The sequence below is a fragment of the Prosthecobacter sp. genome, assembly GCF_044227185.1.
GTDB lineage: Bacteria > Verrucomicrobiota > Verrucomicrobiia > Verrucomicrobiales > Verrucomicrobiaceae > Prosthecobacter.
In genome coordinates this window covers 511,134-529,823 of the sequence record NZ_JBGAFO010000001.1, presented here as the reverse complement: position 1 = coordinate 529,823, position 18,690 = coordinate 511,134, and the positions used below count along the sequence as shown (strand labels likewise).

Annotated in this window: 12 protein-coding genes; 5 read left to right on the top strand and 7 right to left on the bottom strand. The window is 62.6% G+C overall.

Translation table 11 applies throughout. The features are described from left to right. Position 1 precedes the first annotated feature (1 nt). The 3 genes from ACILSQ_RS02180 to ACILSQ_RS02170 all read right to left on the bottom strand — a co-directional run bounded on the left by ACILSQ_RS02180 (position 2) and on the right by ACILSQ_RS02170 (position 4,517). Complete coding sequence (locus tag ACILSQ_RS02180) at positions 2–1,804, bottom strand: hypothetical protein (RefSeq protein WP_395741936.1); 1,803 nt, start codon at positions 1,802–1,804, stop codon at positions 2–4. 161 nt (positions 1,805–1,965) lie between these two features. Then, complete coding sequence (locus ACILSQ_RS02175; protein ID WP_395741935.1) at positions 1,966–3,777, bottom strand: hypothetical protein; 1,812 nt, start codon at positions 3,775–3,777, stop codon at positions 1,966–1,968. Positions 3,778–3,818: 41 nt separating this feature from the next. Continuing rightward, a complete protein-coding gene (locus ACILSQ_RS02170; protein ID WP_395741934.1) occupies positions 3,819–4,517 on the bottom strand; it encodes a YceH family protein in 699 nt (232 codons plus the stop codon). A gap of 135 nt (positions 4,518–4,652) precedes the next feature. Between ACILSQ_RS02170 and ACILSQ_RS02165 the strand changes: the two genes are divergently transcribed. Then, positions 4,653–5,243 carry a hypothetical protein gene (locus ACILSQ_RS02165; RefSeq protein ID WP_395741933.1) on the top strand — a complete coding sequence of 197 codons (591 nt, stop codon included), beginning with the start codon at positions 4,653–4,655 and terminating at the stop codon, positions 5,241–5,243. 39 nt (positions 5,244–5,282) lie between these two features. Here the strand turns inward: ACILSQ_RS02165 and ACILSQ_RS02160 are convergent, their stop codons facing one another. The 4 genes from ACILSQ_RS02160 to ACILSQ_RS02145 form a co-directional block, all read right to left on the bottom strand. Further along, positions 5,283–6,737: a sulfatase-like hydrolase/transferase gene (locus tag ACILSQ_RS02160; RefSeq protein ID WP_395741932.1), complete on the bottom strand. Its 1,455-nt coding sequence runs from the start codon at positions 6,735–6,737 to the stop codon at positions 5,283–5,285. A gap of 17 nt (positions 6,738–6,754) precedes the next feature. Next, positions 6,755–7,450 carry a pseudouridine synthase gene (locus tag ACILSQ_RS02155; protein WP_395741931.1) on the bottom strand — a complete coding sequence of 232 codons (696 nt, stop codon included), beginning with the start codon at positions 7,448–7,450 and terminating at the stop codon, positions 6,755–6,757. A gap of 226 nt (positions 7,451–7,676) precedes the next feature. Next, positions 7,677–8,249, bottom strand: coding sequence for a transposase (locus ACILSQ_RS02150; RefSeq protein WP_395741930.1), 573 nt, complete (start codon positions 8,247–8,249; stop codon positions 7,677–7,679). A gap of 170 nt (positions 8,250–8,419) precedes the next feature. Then, positions 8,420–11,296 carry an alanine--tRNA ligase gene (locus tag ACILSQ_RS02145; RefSeq protein ID WP_395741929.1) on the bottom strand — a complete coding sequence of 959 codons (2,877 nt, stop codon included), beginning with the start codon at positions 11,294–11,296 and terminating at the stop codon, positions 8,420–8,422. Between the two features lie 153 nt (positions 11,297–11,449). On the opposite strand from ACILSQ_RS02145, the gene ACILSQ_RS02140 reads away from it, so the two are divergent. The 4 genes from ACILSQ_RS02140 (at position 11,450) to ACILSQ_RS02125 (ending at position 18,519) form a co-directional block, all read left to right on the top strand. Beyond that, positions 11,450–14,866: a DUF1553 domain-containing protein gene (locus tag ACILSQ_RS02140; protein ID WP_395741928.1), complete on the top strand. Its 3,417-nt coding sequence runs from the start codon at positions 11,450–11,452 to the stop codon at positions 14,864–14,866. A gap of 4 nt (positions 14,867–14,870) precedes the next feature. Continuing rightward, on the top strand, positions 14,871–15,095 hold the full coding sequence (locus ACILSQ_RS02135; RefSeq protein WP_395741927.1) for a hypothetical protein: 225 nt from the start codon (positions 14,871–14,873) through the stop codon (positions 15,093–15,095). A gap of 242 nt (positions 15,096–15,337) precedes the next feature. Further along, positions 15,338–16,993 carry an autotransporter domain-containing protein gene (locus tag ACILSQ_RS02130; protein WP_395741926.1) on the top strand — a complete coding sequence of 552 codons (1,656 nt, stop codon included), beginning with the start codon at positions 15,338–15,340 and terminating at the stop codon, positions 16,991–16,993. 71 nt (positions 16,994–17,064) lie between these two features. Then, complete coding sequence (locus tag ACILSQ_RS02125) at positions 17,065–18,519, top strand: DUF1501 domain-containing protein (protein WP_395741925.1); 1,455 nt, start codon at positions 17,065–17,067, stop codon at positions 18,517–18,519. Positions 18,520–18,690 lie beyond the last annotated feature (171 nt).

Here is an 18,690-nt window from a genome sequence, read left to right as displayed (position 1 = left end):
ATCAGGGCAGGAGCTTTTCGAGCTTCTGGCATTCTTCGGCATCCAGGATGCCGTTGTCTCCGGCCTTGGCGAGTTCTTCACGGGCCTCGTCGTTTTTGCCGCCGATCATGAGAAAGAGAATGTGATTGCGCGCGAGGGGTGTGAGCTCCGAGGGGTCAGGGCTGGCGTCCGGCTTGTCGAGCACGGCTTCGATTTTGTTGAAATAGACGGCGGCTTTCTTTTGTGAGGCCTTGGACTGGTTCTCGCGCAGCAGGGTGGAGGCTTTTTGATTGAGCAGGCCGATGTGGTCCGGATGATCACGGAGGCAGGTGTCCAGCAGGTGATGGGCAGCGGGCCAGTCACCCACGCGGGCGAGCCAGGCGGCGCAGGCGCGGCGGCGCGTGAGATCCGGCAGCAGGGCGAGTTCTGTCATGGAGAGGGCAGTGACGGCAGGCACGTCCCTGTCCTTGGAGAGTTCGCCAGAGCAGAGGAGCATGAGGATCGTCTGGGTGCGTGGGCGGAAGGGATCCAGGTGGATGGCGCGCATGAGCTGGTCCACTTTTTTGGGTGGCTCCTCAAGGAGGAAGCAGCGACTGAGATCGGCGAGAAGCACGGCCTCGGCGGCGCGTGCCGCGCGCACAGTCGAAGTGGCGGCGGCCATTTCGGCCAGGCGGTCAATGGCGGGACGGCAGATATTCCTGACTTCTTCGCTGGGCGGGCGGCCTTCCGCCTTCGCATTCATGCCATCGCCGAGAATGGCCATCAGCACAATGGCGCCGGTGGCCTCGGGATCACCGTCCGCGAGCTTCAGCGAGGGAGTGAGGAGCTTCTCGTCCGAGAGCAACGAAAACAGGTGCTTCATCAGCAGGTTTTTCATGCGGTCCCGAAATTTTTCGAGATCTTCGTCAGGCGGGCGGTCGGCTGCGGCGGCCACGAGGTCGCGATTCTGGGCGAGGGAGGACTGGAGCACGATGTTGTTGAGGTGAGTCCACAAATCGCCGCGCTCCTGGGCGAGGGAGAAGAGTTTCTTGAGCTCATGCTCCATGTCGATGAGCTGGCGCTCATAGGCCACGGCCTCCTCCTCGTTGAGAGGATGGTCAAAGAGGGCTTGGGTCACATCCCTGGATTTTTCCTCCAGGCGGGTGCCCTGGCGGGTGGCGGCGGCCTCCAGGCCCTGCGCGATGCGGTGATCCAGCATTTCATTCAGCGCCACAGGCTGCCTGGGATCCAGCCTGAGGGCGGTCTGCAGTTCGGCGAGTTTCTCGGCGCCCCATTCAAGGGACAGAGCCAGCAGCGCGTGGGCTTCGGCGTTTTTGGGCTCGCGGCTGACGAGCGCGCGTGCGGCGCCCACGGCGCGCTGGGTGCACAGCTCCTTTTTGTCCTGCCATTTGAGGACGCGTGCGGCGTCTGCCATTTTGAGCCAGCGCCAGACTTCAGCGGCATCTCGAGCACTGGTGGATTCCAGGTCCTGGTATTGCTGGGCGAAACCGGTGGGAGTGTTGTCAAAGACGGCGCCAGAGATGCCGCGGATGCCGCTGTGGAAGGAGCCTTCATTGGACATCAGCAGCAGCTTGACCGCGAGTTTTTGCGGGCGGTCTGCCGGCGGCGGGGGGGCGGGGGTGGAGAGGACCTGCTCCACGCGCTGGGCGAGGCCGTCGGCCTCGGGTCGCGAAGCCTTGTACTTCTCCTCGATTTTGGCGGCTGCTTCGCGGATGAGGGCGTGTACTTTTTCCTTGTCCAGCAGGAGTTCATTCTCCCCGGCGCGCAGGATGGCACAGGACATGGCTGCGACAGCGAGGCAGAGGCACGTGAGGCGGCGGTGCATGCCGCGATACTCTTGAAAAGGGGGCGCGGTGGCAATGGGTTATTGCGTGTGAGGGCGCGAAAATATCTAGGCGCGATGCCTAATGGGGTGCGTGGCTTGTGCGAGTCCGGCGTGGTTATCGAGGGTTATCGAGAACCGCGCTTTGTGTGTGCGGGAAGAAATCAGGGCAGCAGCTTTTCCAGCTCCTGGCATTCTTTGTCGTCGAGGATTTTGTCGCGTTTGGCGGAGGCCAGCTCTTCACGGGCGGCGTCGTTTTTGCCGCTGATCATGAGGAAGAGGATGTGATTGCGGGTGATGACCTGAAGGTCATCGTTGTCCGGCTTGGCGCCGGTTTTTTCGCGCAGGGAGTCGATCTTCTGAAAATAGATCTGGGCCTTTTTTTGCGCGGCCTTGGACTGGCTTTCCCGCAGAATGGTGACGGCTTTCTGAGAAAGGAGGCTCAGGTGGTCCGGCTCTTCGCGGAGGCAGGCATCCAGATAGCGCTGGGCAGCAGGCCAGTCACGGACTCTGGAAAGGGCGGCGGCGCAGGTGCGGCGGGTCTGGCGGCTGGGCAGCAGGGCCAGCTCTGTGAGCGTGAGGGCGGCGGCAGCGGCGGGATCATCAAATTTCGGCAGCATGCCGGCGCACAGGGCCGTGAGCATGTGCTGGGTGCGCTGACGGAAGGGATCCAGATGGATGGCGCGCAGCAGCAGGTCCATGCGCGTAGGCTCCCGCTGGATGACCATCATGAGGCCCAGCTCCAGGATGAAGGCGGCCTCCGCGGCGCGGGCGGCGCGCGGGGTGTCATCCGCGGCGGCCATTTCGGTGAGCCTGCCAAAGGCCAGGCGAATCTGGTCCATGCGGGACTCGGCCGGTTTTTGGCGGGTGGTTTGCGCACGCATGCCGTCGCCGATGATGGTGAGGAGAACGATGGTGCCGGTGGTCTCTGGATCTTCGGCGGCGAGGTTCAGAGAGGTGCGCAGGAGTTCGTCGTCTTCAAAGACGGTGAGGGAATTTGCGGCCAGCATGAGGGCGAGCCGGGCCAGGAACCTTTCGAAGCTCTCATCCTGGGGACGTCTGGCCGCGAGGGCGACCTCCTTGCGGTTCTGGCGGAGCTCGGAGAGGAGGCCCACGGTTTTGATGTACACGGTCAGATCATGACGCTCCTGCGCGAGGGCGAGCAACTGAACGAGCTCATGCCGGAGCTCCTCCTGCCGGCGCTCGAAGGCGAGGGTCTCCTCCTCCGTGAGGGCGCGCTCGTGCAAAGCGCGGGCGACAGTCTGGTAGGCGAGTGATTTTTCTTCGAGGGCGACTTCACGGCGCAGAGCGGCAGCCTCCAGCGCCTGTGAGAGGCGGCGGTCCAGCATTTCATGGAGGGCGAGAGGCTGGCGGGCGTCCAGCTTCAGGGCGGTCTGGAGGGTGGCGAGTTTTTCGCTGCTCCATTCGAGAGCCAGCCCCAGAAGCGCATGAGCCTCGGCATTTTTTGGCTGGCGGGAGACGAGAGCGCGCGCGGCGCCGAGCGCCCGCTGGGTGCAGGTCTCTGCTTTGTCCGACCACTTCAGGCGGCGCGCGGCATCCGCCATCTCCAGCCAGCGCCAGACTTCCTCGGCATCCTGCGCGTCCGTGGATTCCAGATCGTGATAGCGCTGCATGAAGCCGGTGTCGGTATTGTCAAACACGGCGCCGCGCACGCCGCCGATGGAGCTGGTGAAACCCGCCCGATCCGTGAGCAGGGTCATCTTTCTGGCGAGCATGGAAGGGCGGTCATCCGCAGATGGCGGGGGAGGTTCTGGCAGCATGAGGATTTCCTCCACGTGCTGCACGAGGCCGTCTGCCTCCGGACGGGAGCCTTTGTATTTCTCCTCGATCCTGGCGGCCACCTCGCGGATGAGCGCGTGCAGCTCCTCCTTTTTGAAGGGGGCCTGATCCGCTGCATGAAGCGCGGGCAAACCAAGGGGGGCAGCGAGAGCGAACAGGCAGAGCAGGGGGCGCATGATGCCGTGAGCATGTGCAATGCGCACACTCTGGCAATGCTTTACTTCACGGCGCCGATGAGGGTCTGCAGGCGGGAGACCTGGGCCTTCAGCAGGGAGATTTCCGCCTCCATCCTGGCGCGCCAGTCGGCGTCCGAAGCGTCATCCGCTGCGGGAGCGGCCGGAGCGGGGGCTGCGGCTGTGGGTGCGCTTGGGCTTGTGTCCGTCACCTCGCCGGAGAGCAGATGCATGAACTGGGCCACGCGCTGGCCGGGGCCGGCGGGGATGCACTGCACGAGGGGGCCCTCATGGTAGCCGATGAGCTCTGCCAGGGAGTTTTCCACGCTGGGCATGTCGGGGAACTCGAAGAGGCGCTCGGTGCGCTGGCGGAGCTCGCCGGCGGTTTGTGAACCGCGCAGAAGCAGCATGCAGAGCAGGGCCATGTGGGAGCGGTCCAGGCCGGGGAGCCTGCCTTTGAGATTGTGCCGGTACTTCACGGCGCGGCCGCCGACGATGTTTACTTCAAACACGCAGCCGCGGGACTTCATGGACTCCAGCGCGCGGAGCACGGTGCGCTCGTCATAGCGTACGATGGGGTCGCGATTGGTGGTCTGATTGCAGGCGGTGACCAGTGCATTCAGCGTCATGGGGTAGTAGTCCGGAAGCGTGATTTCTTTTTCGATCAAGCATCCGATCACGCGGGCTTCTTCAGGAGAGAGGGTCAGAAGGGTGGTGGAAGGAGTGACGGAGTCGGCGGACATGTGGGAATACTGGAAAGAGGGCGGACATCATCCCGCAGAGGCGCATGAGGTTCAAGCTTCAGGGCGGAGTTGGATTTTAAGATAGTCAAAATTAAATCTGAATACAAGCCGGGGGCGGGCGTCGAATTAGTCGTTATGAAAGCGAAACTTCTCCTCCTGTGCGGTGCGCTTGTCGCCGCTCTTTCACTCTCCTCGTGCGATATGTACGGCTATCCCGGCTATGGCTACGGGGGGTACGGTGGCTACGGCGGTTACGGCAGCAGCTACTACAACAACAACTACTACTCCAGCCCTCTGCTGGGTCTGGGTGGCCTGGGCTTAGGCGGCTACTACGGTGGCTACTCTCGCCCCTATGTTTACAATAACTACTATAACAGAGGTTATTATCCAAGCTCCTACCGCTCTTTCGGCGGCTTTGGCAACTCCGGCTACTACAACCGGTACCACCACAGCACGCCCTTTGTGAACAACCGGACCAACCTGTCTGCCTTTAACTTCGGCCGGAGTTCCTTCGGCAACTTCGGACATACCGGCGGGCACAACTTCATCGGTTCTTCGTTTGCCAGTCACAACGTCCCGCACTTCGGGGGCGGCTCCTTCGGGGGCCACAGCCTGGGCGGGCATAACTTTGGCGGCAGCGGACACAGCTTCGGCGGTGCAGGGGGTCATTCCTTCGGCGGTGGCGGCCACTCCTTTGGCGGCCACGGCGGCGGACACCACCATTAATCCGGCCTGACAAAGCCCGGTTTTAGATTCACGCAGCGCTCAAGGTTTCTTGGGCGCTGCTTTTTTATTTTTCACGTAGTCCGGCCATTCGATCTTCTTTCCCTCGGCGCCGGTGAATTTCCAGGCCGGCCAGGTGGGCGCCTCCGACTGCACCTCGGCGTATTTGGCCTCCAGCAGGGGCTTCAGCTCTGCAAGACGCGCGGGCTCGGTGGCTGCGAGATCCGTTTTCTCGCCGATGTCGGTGCTGAGATTGAAGAGCAGGAAGTCTTTGAGCGCGGCTGTTTTAAAATCGCGCTCGGATTCTTCGGTAATGTCATTGCCGCGGGCGGGTGGTGCTTTGTCGAGCGAGGCGAGGATTTTCCAGTCACCGACACGCATGGCGACTTTGGCGTCGTTGGTGGCGCGGTTGAAATGCCAGTAGAGCGGGGTTTTGCGGGTGACTTTGCCGCCACTGAGAACCGGAAGCCAGTTTGCGCCATCGAGTGCGCGGTCTTGCGGGGGCTGGAGCCCGACGACGGCGCACATGGTGGGGAGGAAATCGACGCCGCTGATGGGTTCGTCGCTGGCGGTGCCGGGCTTGGTTTTGCCGGGCCAGCGGAGGATGCCGGGGATGCGGATGCCGCCTTCAAAGGTGCTGCCTTTTTTATCGCGCAGCGGACCGGCGGAGCCATGCGGATGCTGCGCGGTGATGGCGGGGCCATTGTCGCTGGTGAAGAGGACGAGGGTGTTTTCGCGCAGGCCGGAGTCGTCGAGCTTTTTCATGAGGCGGCCAAAGGCGTCGTCCATCTGGGAGATGTTGCCGTGGTGGCCGTTGAAGCTGGGATCATCGGAATGGTATAATGTGGTGTATCTGGCATCGGAGGAGATGGGCTCGTGCGGCTCGTGAAAGCAGACGTAGGCGAAGAAGGGCTTGGATTTGTCGCGTGCATCGAGCCAGCGCATGGCTTCATCGGCCACGAGGTGCGCGGCGTAGCCTTCGAGCCTGCCGACCTCGGCGCCGTTGCGCACGAAGTTGTCGGGGTTGTGGTGATTGGGGTAGGCGTTGTTGTGAGTGGCGAACCAGTGGTCGAAGCCGTGGTCGCCGGGCTGCGGCTGCGTGGGCTTGTTGAACTCCCCGTTCATGTGCCACTTGCCGGCGTGGCAGGTGGCGTAGCCCGCGTCATGCAGGAGTTTGGCGATGGTGATCTCGCTGCGGCGCATGTGGACGGGTGAGTCTTCCGGAATCCAGTCCCGCACGCCGACGCGGGTGGGGGTGCGGCCGGTCATGAGCGCGGTGCGTGAGGGGGAGCAGTTCGGATGCCCGGCGTAGCAAGAGGTGAAGCGCAGGCCCTCGGCGGCGAACTTGTCGAGATTCGGTGTGAGCACGTCCTTCGCGCCATAGCAGCCGAGATCGCCGTAGCCGAGGTCGTCATCAAGGACGAGGAGGATGTTGGGACGATCTGCGAACGCGAGGGTGGTGAGGGCCAGCGCGAGGAGGGGGAGCAGCGATTTCATGGCTGCGGTGAACGTGATTAGTGGGGCACTTGTTCCAGCGAAAGCATCTGCCACTCGCCTTCGGCGAGATCGCCGAGGGTGTAGGGGCCGAAGCGTTCGCGGTGGAGTTTTTCGACGTGCCAGCCCTGGCTGGCGAACATGCGGCGGACCTGATGGTAGCGGCCTTCGGTGAGGGTGAGGCGGGCGGTTTGGGGGGAGACGATTTCCAACCGCGCGGGGAGGCAGGGTTTGGCCTCGCTGCGGAGCATGAGATCGCCTTTGGCAAAGATGGGGATGAGTGAGGGATCGAGCTCGTGATCGACTTCGACGAGGTAGGTTTTTTCGACGTCGGATTTGGGGGAGGTGTAGCGGTGGACGAGGGTGCCGATGTCGGTGACGAGGAGGAGGCCGCTGGTGTCTTTGTCGAGGCGGCCGACGCTGGTGACTGCGGGGTTGCGGTCGGGCCAGTGAGAAGGCAGAAGCTCGTAGATGTTGGGGCCTTCATCGGCGCTGTGGGTGCAGGCGTAGCCGACGGGTTTGTGAAACATGGCGAGGAGGCCGTCGGGTGCTTCGAGAGGGTGGTCATCGACGGTGATGAGGGAGGCGTCCACGCGCTGGTCGGAGCGTTTGATGACGGTGCCGCTGAGTTTCACGCGACCGTCTTTGACGAAGGCCATGGCCTCGCGGCGGGAGCAGTAGCCGAGGGCGGAGAGGAGTTGATCGAGGCGGCGCATGGCTTGGGGGGAGGGATGTTCGCTGCTCGGAGTAAGGTGTCATGCGAGAAGTGAGGATTGGATGTGGTTCAATGACTCCAGAACGGGCTGAAGCCCGAACTACGAACTCGGAACGGCCTGAAGGCCTAACTACGAACGCTGAATGGGCTGCTGCGCAGCTGCGAAACGAACGACCGAACAACTGCGTGCGCTGGGTGGGCGGGTGGTGTGGGTGATTGAGAATGGGTCAATGGTCCCAGCCTGAGCCGTAGTCGAGGATGGGATATGTTTTCCAGCGTTTCAGTGCCTCTGTTTCACCCACGTGGCTCAAATACTCTCGAGCGCTGGACCAGGGCCAATCCTGCCACTTTGAGACGTAGCCGTGGCGCACCGGGTTGTGATGAAGGTAGTTCAGCGTGGCCCAGCCGTGGGCTTCATTGCGAATCTGCCGGTCGGCAATGCTGTGCCATATGTGACGGCCGCGCAGTGCCTCTTCACGATTCCAGGTGAAGGAGGACCGGCCATGGAGACGTCCGAGAGTGGCGAGGGTTTGTTTCAAGTCGGATGTGGTGATGTAAACGTGGTAGTGATTGGGGAGGAGGCACCATGCGTGGATCTGGCAGGGTTCCAATGAGGCAAGCAAGTCCTCGGCAAAGGAATCCATTCGTTCGGGCGTGTGACCGATGATGGATTTATGCTCATAACATGCCGCAGTGAGGTGAAAGTCGCCTGCGCCGCCCAGGGGATGAGGCGGCGTGTGCCATGGGCGGCTGCGGAGTTTGCGTGATTGCAGGACGTTCTCGCGCTGCTCAAGTGTCATGCGACGCCATGCGTACATGTGTCCAAGTCTGCCCCGCAGGCTGCGAGCGTCAAGGTTCGGCGTTTGTAGTTCGGGCTTCAGCCCGTCTTTCCAGACGGCCTGAAGGCCGAACTACGAGCGCAGAACGGGCTGAAGCCCGAACTACGAACTTAGAATGCCTGAAGGCCGAACTACGAACAGAGCTTGCGGGCTTCGGCGAGGGCGGCGTCGGCTTTGGTGATGTCTTTGCCGCCGCCGCGGGCGAAGTCGGGTTTGCCGCCGCCTTTGCCGCCGACGATGGGGGCGATGGTTTGGATGATCTTGCCGGCCTGGACTTTGCCCTGGTGCTCTTTGGCGACGCTGGCGATGAGGGCGACGCTGCCGCCTCCGGTGGCGGCGAGGACGACGATGCCGTTGAAGCTGGCTTTCAGGGCTTCGGCGACGCCGACGGCGTAGTCGGCATCGATATCGCCGAGATTGGTGATGATGGTGCTGTTCGCGGCGGTGGCGATGAGGTCTTTGGCTTTCACGGCGGCTTCGCGCTGCTGGGCGGCTTTGAGGGCTTTTTCGAGCTCCTTCTGCTGGGTGAGGATTTGATCGAGCTTCTTCTCCAGATCGGCGGCTCCTTGAGCGCTGACTTTGCCGGCGAGGAGTTTTAGTAATTCGGCATCGGCGCGGGCGGCGTTGTAGGCTTCGAGGCCGGCGATGGCTTCGATACGGCGCACGCCGGAGGCGACGGCGCTTTCGCTGACGAGACGGAAGAGGCCGATTTCTCCGGTGCCGCGCGTGTGGGTGCCGCCGCAGAGCTCCATGCTCCAGCCGTCGAGCTTGTTGCGCTGGCCGCCGATCTGCACGACGCGGACGAGGTCGCCGTATTTTTCACCGAAGAGGGCCATGATGCCTTTGTTGGTCTTGGCTTCGACGTAGGGAACTTCGGTCCAGGAGACGGGCTCGTTGGCGACGATGCGCTCGTTCACCAGGCGTTCGATGTCGCTGAGCTGCTGGGCGGTGAGGGCGGCGCTGTTGAAGTCGAAGGTGAGCTTGTCGGGCGTGACGTTGGAGCCTTTCTGCGTGGCGTCCTTGCTCACGATTTCGTGGAGGGCCCAGTGCAGGATGTGGGTGACGGTGTGGTGGCGCTCGATGGCGTGGCGGCGTGGCGCATCGACGATGAGCTTGACCGTGGCATCCACAGCGGGGGCTTCATCGCCTTCGAGGAAGTGGAGCCAGGTGTTGCCGACTTTGGTGGTGGCGCTGATGGGGAAGGTGTTGGCGCCGAGGATGAGCTGGCCGGCATCGCCGACCTGGCCGCCCATTTCGGCGTAGCAGGTGGAGACGTCGAGCACGACGGCGGTCTTGTCCTTCATCTCGACGACTTCGAGGACTTTCACATCCGCTTCGAGGTGGTCGTAACCGATGAACTTCGTCGGGGCTTTGGTTTCGATTTCGGAGACGGAGACGACTTGTTTGTTCTCTTTGCCCGCTCTGCGGGCACGCTCGCGCTGCTCTTCCATGAGCTCATTGAAGGTGGCTGTATCAACTCCCAAACCCTGCTCGCGTGCCATCAATTCTGTTAAGTCGAAGGGAAATCCTTCTTGGTCATAGAGACGGAAAGCAAGCTCACCAGAAATCATCTTGGTGCTGGAACCATCGGCATTCTTTTTGGAGACGATCAATTCTCCATCTTTATGAGTGTTGTAGGATAGGCCGTCTGAACCTTTTGATAAGCTCGTTTCGTTCGACCTCGCCAAAGAAACAGCCTTTTCAAACAACGCGATGCCCTTGTCCAAGGTGCGATTGAAGCTTTCTTCTTCCAGCTTCAGCACGTTCTTGATCTGCTCCTTCTTGGTGCGCAGTTCGGGGAACACATCGCCCATTTGAGCGGCGAGGACATCGACGAGTTTGTAGAAGAAGGGTTCTTTGAACTCCAGCGTGCGGCCGTATTTCACGGCGCGGCGGAGGATGCGGCGGAGGGTGTAGTTGCGGTCGCTGTTGCCGGGCTGGATGCCGTCGGCGATGGCGAAGCTGAGGGTGCGCAAATGGTCGGCGATGACGCGGAAGGCGACGTCGATTTTTTCCTGTTCGGTGACGGGGACGACGTGGCCCTGCTCGTTGGCTTTAGGCAGGGTGCTGGCGTAGGTCTTGCCGGAGAGCTTGGTGAGTTCGTCGAAGATGGGCTTGAAGACGTCGGTGTCGTAGTTGCTGATCTTGGCGTTTTCGAAGTCGGTGAAGTTTTTGGTGCCCTGGATGATGGAGCAGACGCGCTCGAAGCCCATGCCGGTGTCCACGTGCTGGGCGGGGAGGGGGACGAAGGAGCCGTCTGGATTGGCGTTGTATTGAATGAAGACGTTGTTCCAGATTTCGATGCAGCTGGCGTCGCTGCCATTGACGAGCTTGGCACCGGCGCGCTGGCGTTCTTCATCGAGATCGCGAGGGCCGGGGGTGAGGTCGATGTGGATCTCGGTGCAGGGGCCGCAGGGGCCGGTGTCGCCCATCATCCAGAAGTTGTCCTTCTTGTTGCCGTTGACGATGTGGATGTCGGGATCCAGACCGATGCTGCGGAATTTTTCGGCCCAGATGTCCCAGGCTTCCTGGTCGCGCTCGGCGGGGTCGTTCTGGGATTTGTCGGGCTGGTAGATGGTGGCGAAGACGCGGGTGGGGGGGAATTTCCAGCGCTCGATCACGAGCTCCCAGGCCCAGGAGATGGCTTCCTTTTTGAAGTAGTCGCCGAAGGACCAGTTGCCCAGCATTTCGAAGAGGGTGTGGTGGTAGGTGTCGAGGCCGACGTCTTCGAGGTCGTTGTGCTTGCCGCCGGCGCGGATGCACTTCTGGGTATCCGCCGCGCGGGTGGGGAGGCCTTTGTGCAGGACGCCCGGCCAGGTGTCCACATCCGCGCTGCGCTCGCCGAGGAAGATGGGGACGAACTGGTTCATGCCGGCATTGGTGAAAATGCGTGCGCCGTCGCGGCTGGTGTAGCCCACGTTGTCGCTGGGGACGATGGTGTGCTGCTTCTCCTTGAAGAAATCGAGGAAGCTCTGGCGGATCTGGGCGGCAGTGGGGACGGCGGACATGATTGGCTGGGGAAAAGGGAGCGCGGATGGTAGCGGGCGGAGGGCGAAGGTAAAGGCGGGTTTTAAGGTCCCGTACGCAGCGCCGCCCACCGCTCCACGCATGGAGAATGCCGCTTGCCATCAAGATCGGAGCTTCTGAAGCGTATCACACCCGTGATCCGCCCCCTCAGCATTCTTCTTGTCGCTTCATCCGCCCTGGCGGAGCCCGCAGCGCGCCCGATCCAGTTTTCCAAAGAAATCCGGCCCATCCTGAGCGAGAACTGCTTTTTCTGCCATGGCCCGGATGAAAAGAAGCGGGAGGCGGGGCTGCGCCTGGATGAGGAGGCGAGTGCGAAGAAGGACCATGATGGGGTGACGGCGGTGGTGCCGGGACATCCGGAGAAAAGCGCGCTGCTGGAGCGCATCGTGAGCAAGGACCCGGATGAGGTGATGCCGCCGCTGAAGCAGCATAAGACCATCTCGCCCGCGCAACTGGCGTTGCTGACGGAGTGGATCAAGCAGGGGGCGCCGTGGGGGAAGCACTGGAGCTATGAGAAGGTCGTCAAGCCGACCATACCGAGTTTAAAGTCTCAAGTTTCAGGTTTAAAGTTGAATCCGGTGGATGCGTTTTTGGTGGAGCGGCTGGAGAAGGAAGGGCTGAAGTATGGGCCGGCGGCGGATGCGGCGACGCTGATCCGGCGGGTGGCGCTGGATCTGACGGGGCTGCCGCCGACGCTGGCGGAGCTGGAGACGCTGGGGAAGCTGCCGTATGAGAAGGTGGTGGAGCATTACCTGGCCAGCCCGGCCTATGGGGAACACTGGGCGCGGCAGTGGCTGGATCTGGCGCGCTATGCGGACAGCTCGGGGTATCCGAGTGACCAGCCGCGGGAGATCTGGGCGTATCGCGACTGGGTGGTGCGGGCGCTGAATGCGAACATGCCATTTGATCAGTTCACCATCGAGCAGAACGCGGGCGATCTGCTGCCCAGTCCAACGGATGACCAGCTCATCGCCACGGCGTTTCATCGCAACACGATGACGCAGAACGAGGGCGGGACGGATGACGAGGAGTTTCGCAATGCGGCGATCATTGACCGCGTGAACACGACCTTTGCGGTGTGGATGGGGACGACGATGGCCTGCGCGCAGTGCCACACGCACAAGTTTGATCCCATCACGATCAACGAGTACTTTCAGTTTTACGCTTTCCTGAATCAGAGCGCGGACAGCGACAAGAAGGACGAGGTGCCGCTGCACAGCTTTGACACGCCCGAGCTCACCCAGCAGCGGGCGAAGCTGAAGGGCGAGATCGAGGCGCTGGAGAAGAAGTTTGGTGCGCCTGCGGCGGAATGGCTGGCAGGGCTGGATGCGTGGGACCAGGGCTTTGCGCGTGATCTGGGCTGGCAGACGCCGCAGCCGGGGCAGGTGAGCACGGAGTCAAAACAGAGCGCCACGGTGGCGGCGGGCGGCACGGTTTCCATTCCAAAGAACAGTGACGCGGATGTGTATGTGGTGGAGCTGCCTGCGGCGGGCGACAAGCTCAGCGCGCTGCGGCTTGAGACGATGCCAGCGGCTGGATTTGGCAACTTTGTCATCACCGATGTGAAGGCGGAGGTGATGCCGCCGGATGCGAGGCCGGCACCGCAGGCGCGCTATGTGCGGGTGGAGCTGCCGGGGGAGAAGAAGATGCTGCAGCTTGCGGAGGTGCAGGTTTTCAGCGGGAGTGAGAACATCGCGACGAAGGGCGCCGCCACGCAGAGCAGCACCTACACGGATGCCGCGGCCAAGCGCGCGAATGATGGCAACACCGAGGGGAACTACGCGAAGAGCAGCGTGGCGCACACGGCGGGCACGGACAATGATCCGTGGTGGGAGGTGGACCTGAAAGCAGCGAAGGCGGTGGAGCGCGTGGTGGTGTGGAATCGCACGGATGGCAATGTGGGCAAGCGGCTGGATGGCTTCCGCGTGGTGCTGCTGGATGACCAACGGCAGACGGTGTGGAAGAGCGATGCCACCCCTGCGCCAGAGAAGGACAAGACCTTTGCCATCGGTGGGCCGGTGGCGGTGGGTTTTACCACGGCGCTGGCGGATTATGAGCAGGAGGGTTTTACGGCGGCCTCGGTGCTGAAGCCGAAGAGCAAGAAGCAGCAGGGCTGGGCGGTGTCTGGCGCAGCGGACAAGCCGCATACGCTGACGCTGCTGGCGGCATCGCCGGTGGTGGTGCCGCAGGGCTCAAAGCTGCGCATCACGCTGGTGCAGAAGAGCGAGTTCAAGCAGCATACGCTGGGCAGCTTCCGCCTGAGCTACACGGGAGACGCGCGGGTGCAGCAGGTGACGAAGGTGCCGGAGAAGGTGGTGGCGGCGCTGGCGCAGGCCAAAGACAAACGTACGCCCGCGCAGCAGCAGGTGGTGGTGGATTACTTTGTGCGGAACGTGGCCAAGCAGTCGGCGGCGGAGCGCACGCGACTGGCGGCTGCAAACAAGGAGCTCGCGGCGCTGAAGCCGGTGACGGTGCCGATCATGCGTGATCTGGATGCGAAGCAGCGCCGCGTGACGAAGATCCAACTGCGCGGCAACTGGCAGGCGCTGGGAGATGAAGTGAGCGAGGCCACACCGGCGGCTTTCAATCCGCTGCCGAAGGATGCGCCGCGCAACCGCCTGACGATGGCGAAATGGCTGGTGAGCCGCGACAATCCGCTGACCGCACGCGTGACGGTGAACCGTCTGTGGGAAAGCATCTTTGGCACGGGGATTGTGCGCAGCAGCGAGGAGTTTGGCAGCCAGGGAGACCTGCCGTTTCATCCGGAACTGCTCGACTGGCTGGCCGCGGAGCTGATGGACAGCGGCTGGGACATGAAGCACATGCTCAAGTTGATGCTCACGAGCACGGCCTACCAGCAGAGCACGAAGACGACGCCCGAGCTGAATGAGCGCGATCCTGACAACCGCCTGCTGGCGCGCGGGCCGCGCTTCCGCCCGACGGGCGAGCTGCTGCGGGATCAGGCCCTGGCGGTGAGCGGGCTGCTGAGCTCCAAGATGTACGGCCCGCCGGTGCGTCCCATGACGCCGAGCCTCGGCCTCAGCACCGCCTTTGGGCGCAGCAATGACTGGACCGTGAGCGAGGGCGAGGACAAGCACCGCCGCAGCCTTTACACTGAAGTGCGCCGCAACAGCCCCTATGCGAGCTTCACCACTTTTGACGCTGGAAACCGCGAGGTGTGCATGATCCGCCGCAACCGCACGAACACGCCGCTGCAGGCCTTTGTGACGTTGAATGATCCGGTGTTCATCGAGACGCACCAGGCCATGGCGCGGCGGCTGGTGGCGGAGGCGAAAGGGACGCCTGAACGGCTGGCGCTGCTCTTCAGGCTCTGCCTCTCCCGCGGGCCGAATGCGCATGAGGTTTCGTCACTGACGCGGCTGTATGACGAGACGCTGGCGAGCTATCGTGCTGATCTCCCCGATGCCACGAAGATGGCGACGGAGCCGCTCGGCCCCGCGCCGAAGGATGCGGATGTGGCGGAACTCGCAGCGTGGACGGCGGTGGCGAATGTGGTGATGAATCTGGATGAGTTTTTGATGCGCCGCTAATTCCATGACCACGACCTCATTCATCATTCGCCTTTGCTTTGCTGTTGGCTTCTTCAATGCCGCTAATCAGGTCGAACGCCCGGTGCTGCGTGCTGTTGGCTTTGCGTATCTGCTGGGGGCTGGGATTCTCGGCACCCTTGGAGCCATTGCGGGCGGATCGTGGCATACCTGGATCATTGGCCCTGGCGGGCTCGCGGCAGCCGGCTACGCGTTTTGGTCCAATCGATGATAACAACGTGGACAACGCCACTCCCCCTCAACGCTCGAAGCCGCGTCGCAAGATGCCGACATTTCCGAACTCGACGCATGGGGAGCAGGTAGGCAGCGGACCGCTCCATTAGACGTATTTTTTATTGAAGGGTGATGCGGAGCGCCGCAATACGGCTGGCGGATGAGTTCGACTTGACACTGGGGGAGCGCCGGAAAATACAAGGCGGCTACGTCGTCTTTTTTTAGTCTTTAAACCCAGCCATGCTGCCTGCCCGTTTCTTCGTTCTCGCCGCCGCCACCTTGTTCGTCTCCACCCCTGCCTTACGTGCGCAGGAGACGCTGATCTCAAACTACGGCCAGCCCAATCAGCAGACCAACTTCGGACTGTCCGACCAGTCCCAGCGGGTGGCTTGGGACTTCACCACCGGCGCGGACGCCTATACGGACCTCTTTCTCACCGTGCAGGCGAGCAACAACGATGGGATCGCGCATGTGCTTACCGCTGAGTTTTTCACTTCTGCGAGCTCCGCGCCAGCCGCGCTGGTGGGCACGCTGAGCATCCCTGTGACATTCACGGAGGGCAGCTTTCAGGATTTTTCCAATGGCGCTGCCGGAGCCGTGACGCTGGCGCCGAACACCAGCTACTGGGTGGTGTTGTCGCTGGGGGACCCCTTGAACAATCCGGGCCCGCCGGGCATCGAGGTGCGCAGGATTGCGGACGGCTCCACCGATGCCGGCGGCATCTACACCAGCGTGGGCGGCACGCCTCTGCTGAGCTCGACGGACAACGGCGCCACGTGGGTGGCGGAAAACGGCTCTGATGCCGTGAAATACCTTCTCCAAGGGTCCAAGACGATCCTCATCATTCCGGTGGTGCCGCCGGATGCGGTGCTCACGGCCCAGAGCCTGCAAAGTCTGGCTCTGCAGAGCACCAGCGTGCTGCTGGAAGACTTTGCCATGCGCCTGTTCCGTGCGCGCTCAGGGCAGGGCTCGGGCTCGGACCCAAACTCGGTGCTGATTGATCTGGGTGGCGAAGATGAACTGGTGGAGCTGGGCGAAGGCGACGGCCCGGGCCCGCCGCCCCGCCTGGCGGGCCTGCGCACCGGCGGCAGGGCCGGACAGCTCCGCATCTTTTCCTCATTCGACTACGGCTATGCGGGGATTTCCAACAGTGCTTCCGGGCAGCGCACGAACATTTACGGCGGCACGCTGGGGATGGAGCTGCGTGTGACGGACCATCTCTCCCTGGGCGGCGGCGTGGGGGCTCTCAGTGCGCAGACGCGCCTGAGGAATGGCATTGCCTCTGTGGATACGGATGCGCTCACCCTGGCCGGGTATGCCACCTATCACCGCGGCGGCAACTATGCTGACCTGCTGTACGCCGCCACCATGCTGGACCACCGCGTGATGCGTGGAGCGGCGCTCTCCAGCCCGAACAGCACCGTGCACACGGTGCAGTTCAACACGGGCCACAACTTTACCGCGGGCGATTTCATCCACGGGCCCTTTGTGGGGGTGAATTATGCCCATGCCAGCACGAATCCCTACGCCGAGAACGGGCCAGGCGCGGTGAGCGTGGACCGGCAGCGGTCAGACACCATCCTGGGCCGGGTGGGGTGGCAGGGGAGTGCGCGGTTTGACCGCGGCTGGGGCGTCATCATTCCGCAGGTGCGTCTGTCCTGGGACAAGCAGTATCTCAATGAAACCAGCGCGGCAAATGTGGCGCTGGTCGGCGTGCCGGGCGTGGTCACCCGCACGGGAACGGGCGCGGTGTCGCAGAACGGCCTGGGAGTGGGCGCGGGGGTGATGGTGAACCTGAACAACCGCTGGTCCTTTGCCGTGAACTATCAGGGGCATGTTTTGGACAAGGCGGCGAACCTGCACAATGTCTCGGCATTCGTCTCCTACGTCTGGTAAGGCGAGGTGCCGGGAAATCCAGCATTGAGGGCAAAGGAAGGCCTGCTTGGTGCGTATCTTTGGGCAGCCCCATGAACCCCGTCCTTCACGATTCCCTCCAGCTCAAAACGCGCCGCCAGTTTCTGGGCAACGCAGGGCAGTTCAGCCTGGGGGCCATCGCCATGCATGCGCTGCAGCAGCAGGCGGGGGCCGCCGGCATGGTGGCGGAGAATCCGCTGATCCCGAAGAAGACACATTTCGCACCGAAGGCCAAGCGGGTGATTTATTTGCACATGTCGGGGGCGCCGCCGCATCTCGATCTGTTTGATTACAAGCCGGAGCTGGTGAAGCGCAGCGGGCAGGACTGCCCGGACTCGATTCTCAAGGGCCGCCGCTTTGCCTTCACCACGGGGGTGCCGAAATTGATGGGCACGCCGCGCACCTTTGCACGCTATGGCAAGGGTGGCATCACGATGAGCGATGCCTGCCCGAACTTCCACACCATCGCGGATGAGATGTGCTTGATCCGCTCGATGAACACGGACCAGTTCAATCATGCGCCGGCGGAGCTGCTGCTCTTCACCGGGCATGCGCGGCAGGGTCGGCCATCGATGGGTTCGTGGGCGACATATGGTCTTGGCACGGAGAATCAGGATCTGCCGGGCTTTGTGGCCCTCATCTCCAGCGGCACGCAGCCGAGTGGCGGGCAGGGCTGCTGGGGCAGCGGATTTATCCCGAGTGTTTATCAAGGTGTGCAGTGCCGCAGCAAGGGAGACCCCGTTTTGTTTGTGAGTGATCCCGCTGGAATGAACCGCGCCATGCGCCGCAAGACGCTGGATGCGCTGCAGGAGCTCAATCAGCAGCAGGTCGCGGAGTTTGGGCATCCGGAGACGGTGACACGCATCGCGCAGTATGAGCTGGCGTTTCGCATGCAGACCAGCGTGCCGGAGGTGATGGACATCTCGCAGGAGCCGAAGCATGTGATCGAGGCCTACGGGGCGAAACCGGGCGAGTCCAGCTTTGCCAACAACTGTCTGCTGGCGCGGAGGCTCATTGAAAAAGGCGTGCGCTTTGTGAACCTGTTTGACTGGGGCTGGGATTTCCACGGGACCAGCGAGGGCAGCGGCATCACCACAGGGCTCACCGCCAAGATGGCCGCGACCGACAAGCCGGTGGCTGCTTTGATCAAAGACCTCAAGCAGCGCGGACTGCTGGACGACACGCTGGTGATCTGGGGCGGTGAATTTGGCCGTACGCCCTTCCGCGAGGGGCGCACCGCCGCGAGCGCCGTGCTGGGGCGTGACCACTACCCCGACTGCTTCTCCCTCTTCATGGCCGGTGGCGGTGTGAAGGGTGGCTTTGAATATGGCAGCACGGATGAGCTGGGCTTCAGCGTGGCCGAAAACAAAGTCCACGTGCACGACTTCCAGGCCACGGTGATGCACCTGCTGGGCTTTGATCACGAACGGCTCACGTATCGCTTCCAAGGGCGCGATTACCGCCTCACGGACATCCATGGGCATGTGGTGAAGGATCTCTTGGCGTGAGCCTCACGACATGTCTTGTAGAATGTCGTTTTGGAGCGCGGAATTTATTCCGCAGCAGGTTGCAAGCATGCTGCGTGGGAGCTTTGCCATGAGCATCGCAAACACGTTATCCTGGAGGTTCAGGGGGCGTGAACGAAACGCGGAGTTCCGTAAGTAGCGGAGTGCTGCGGA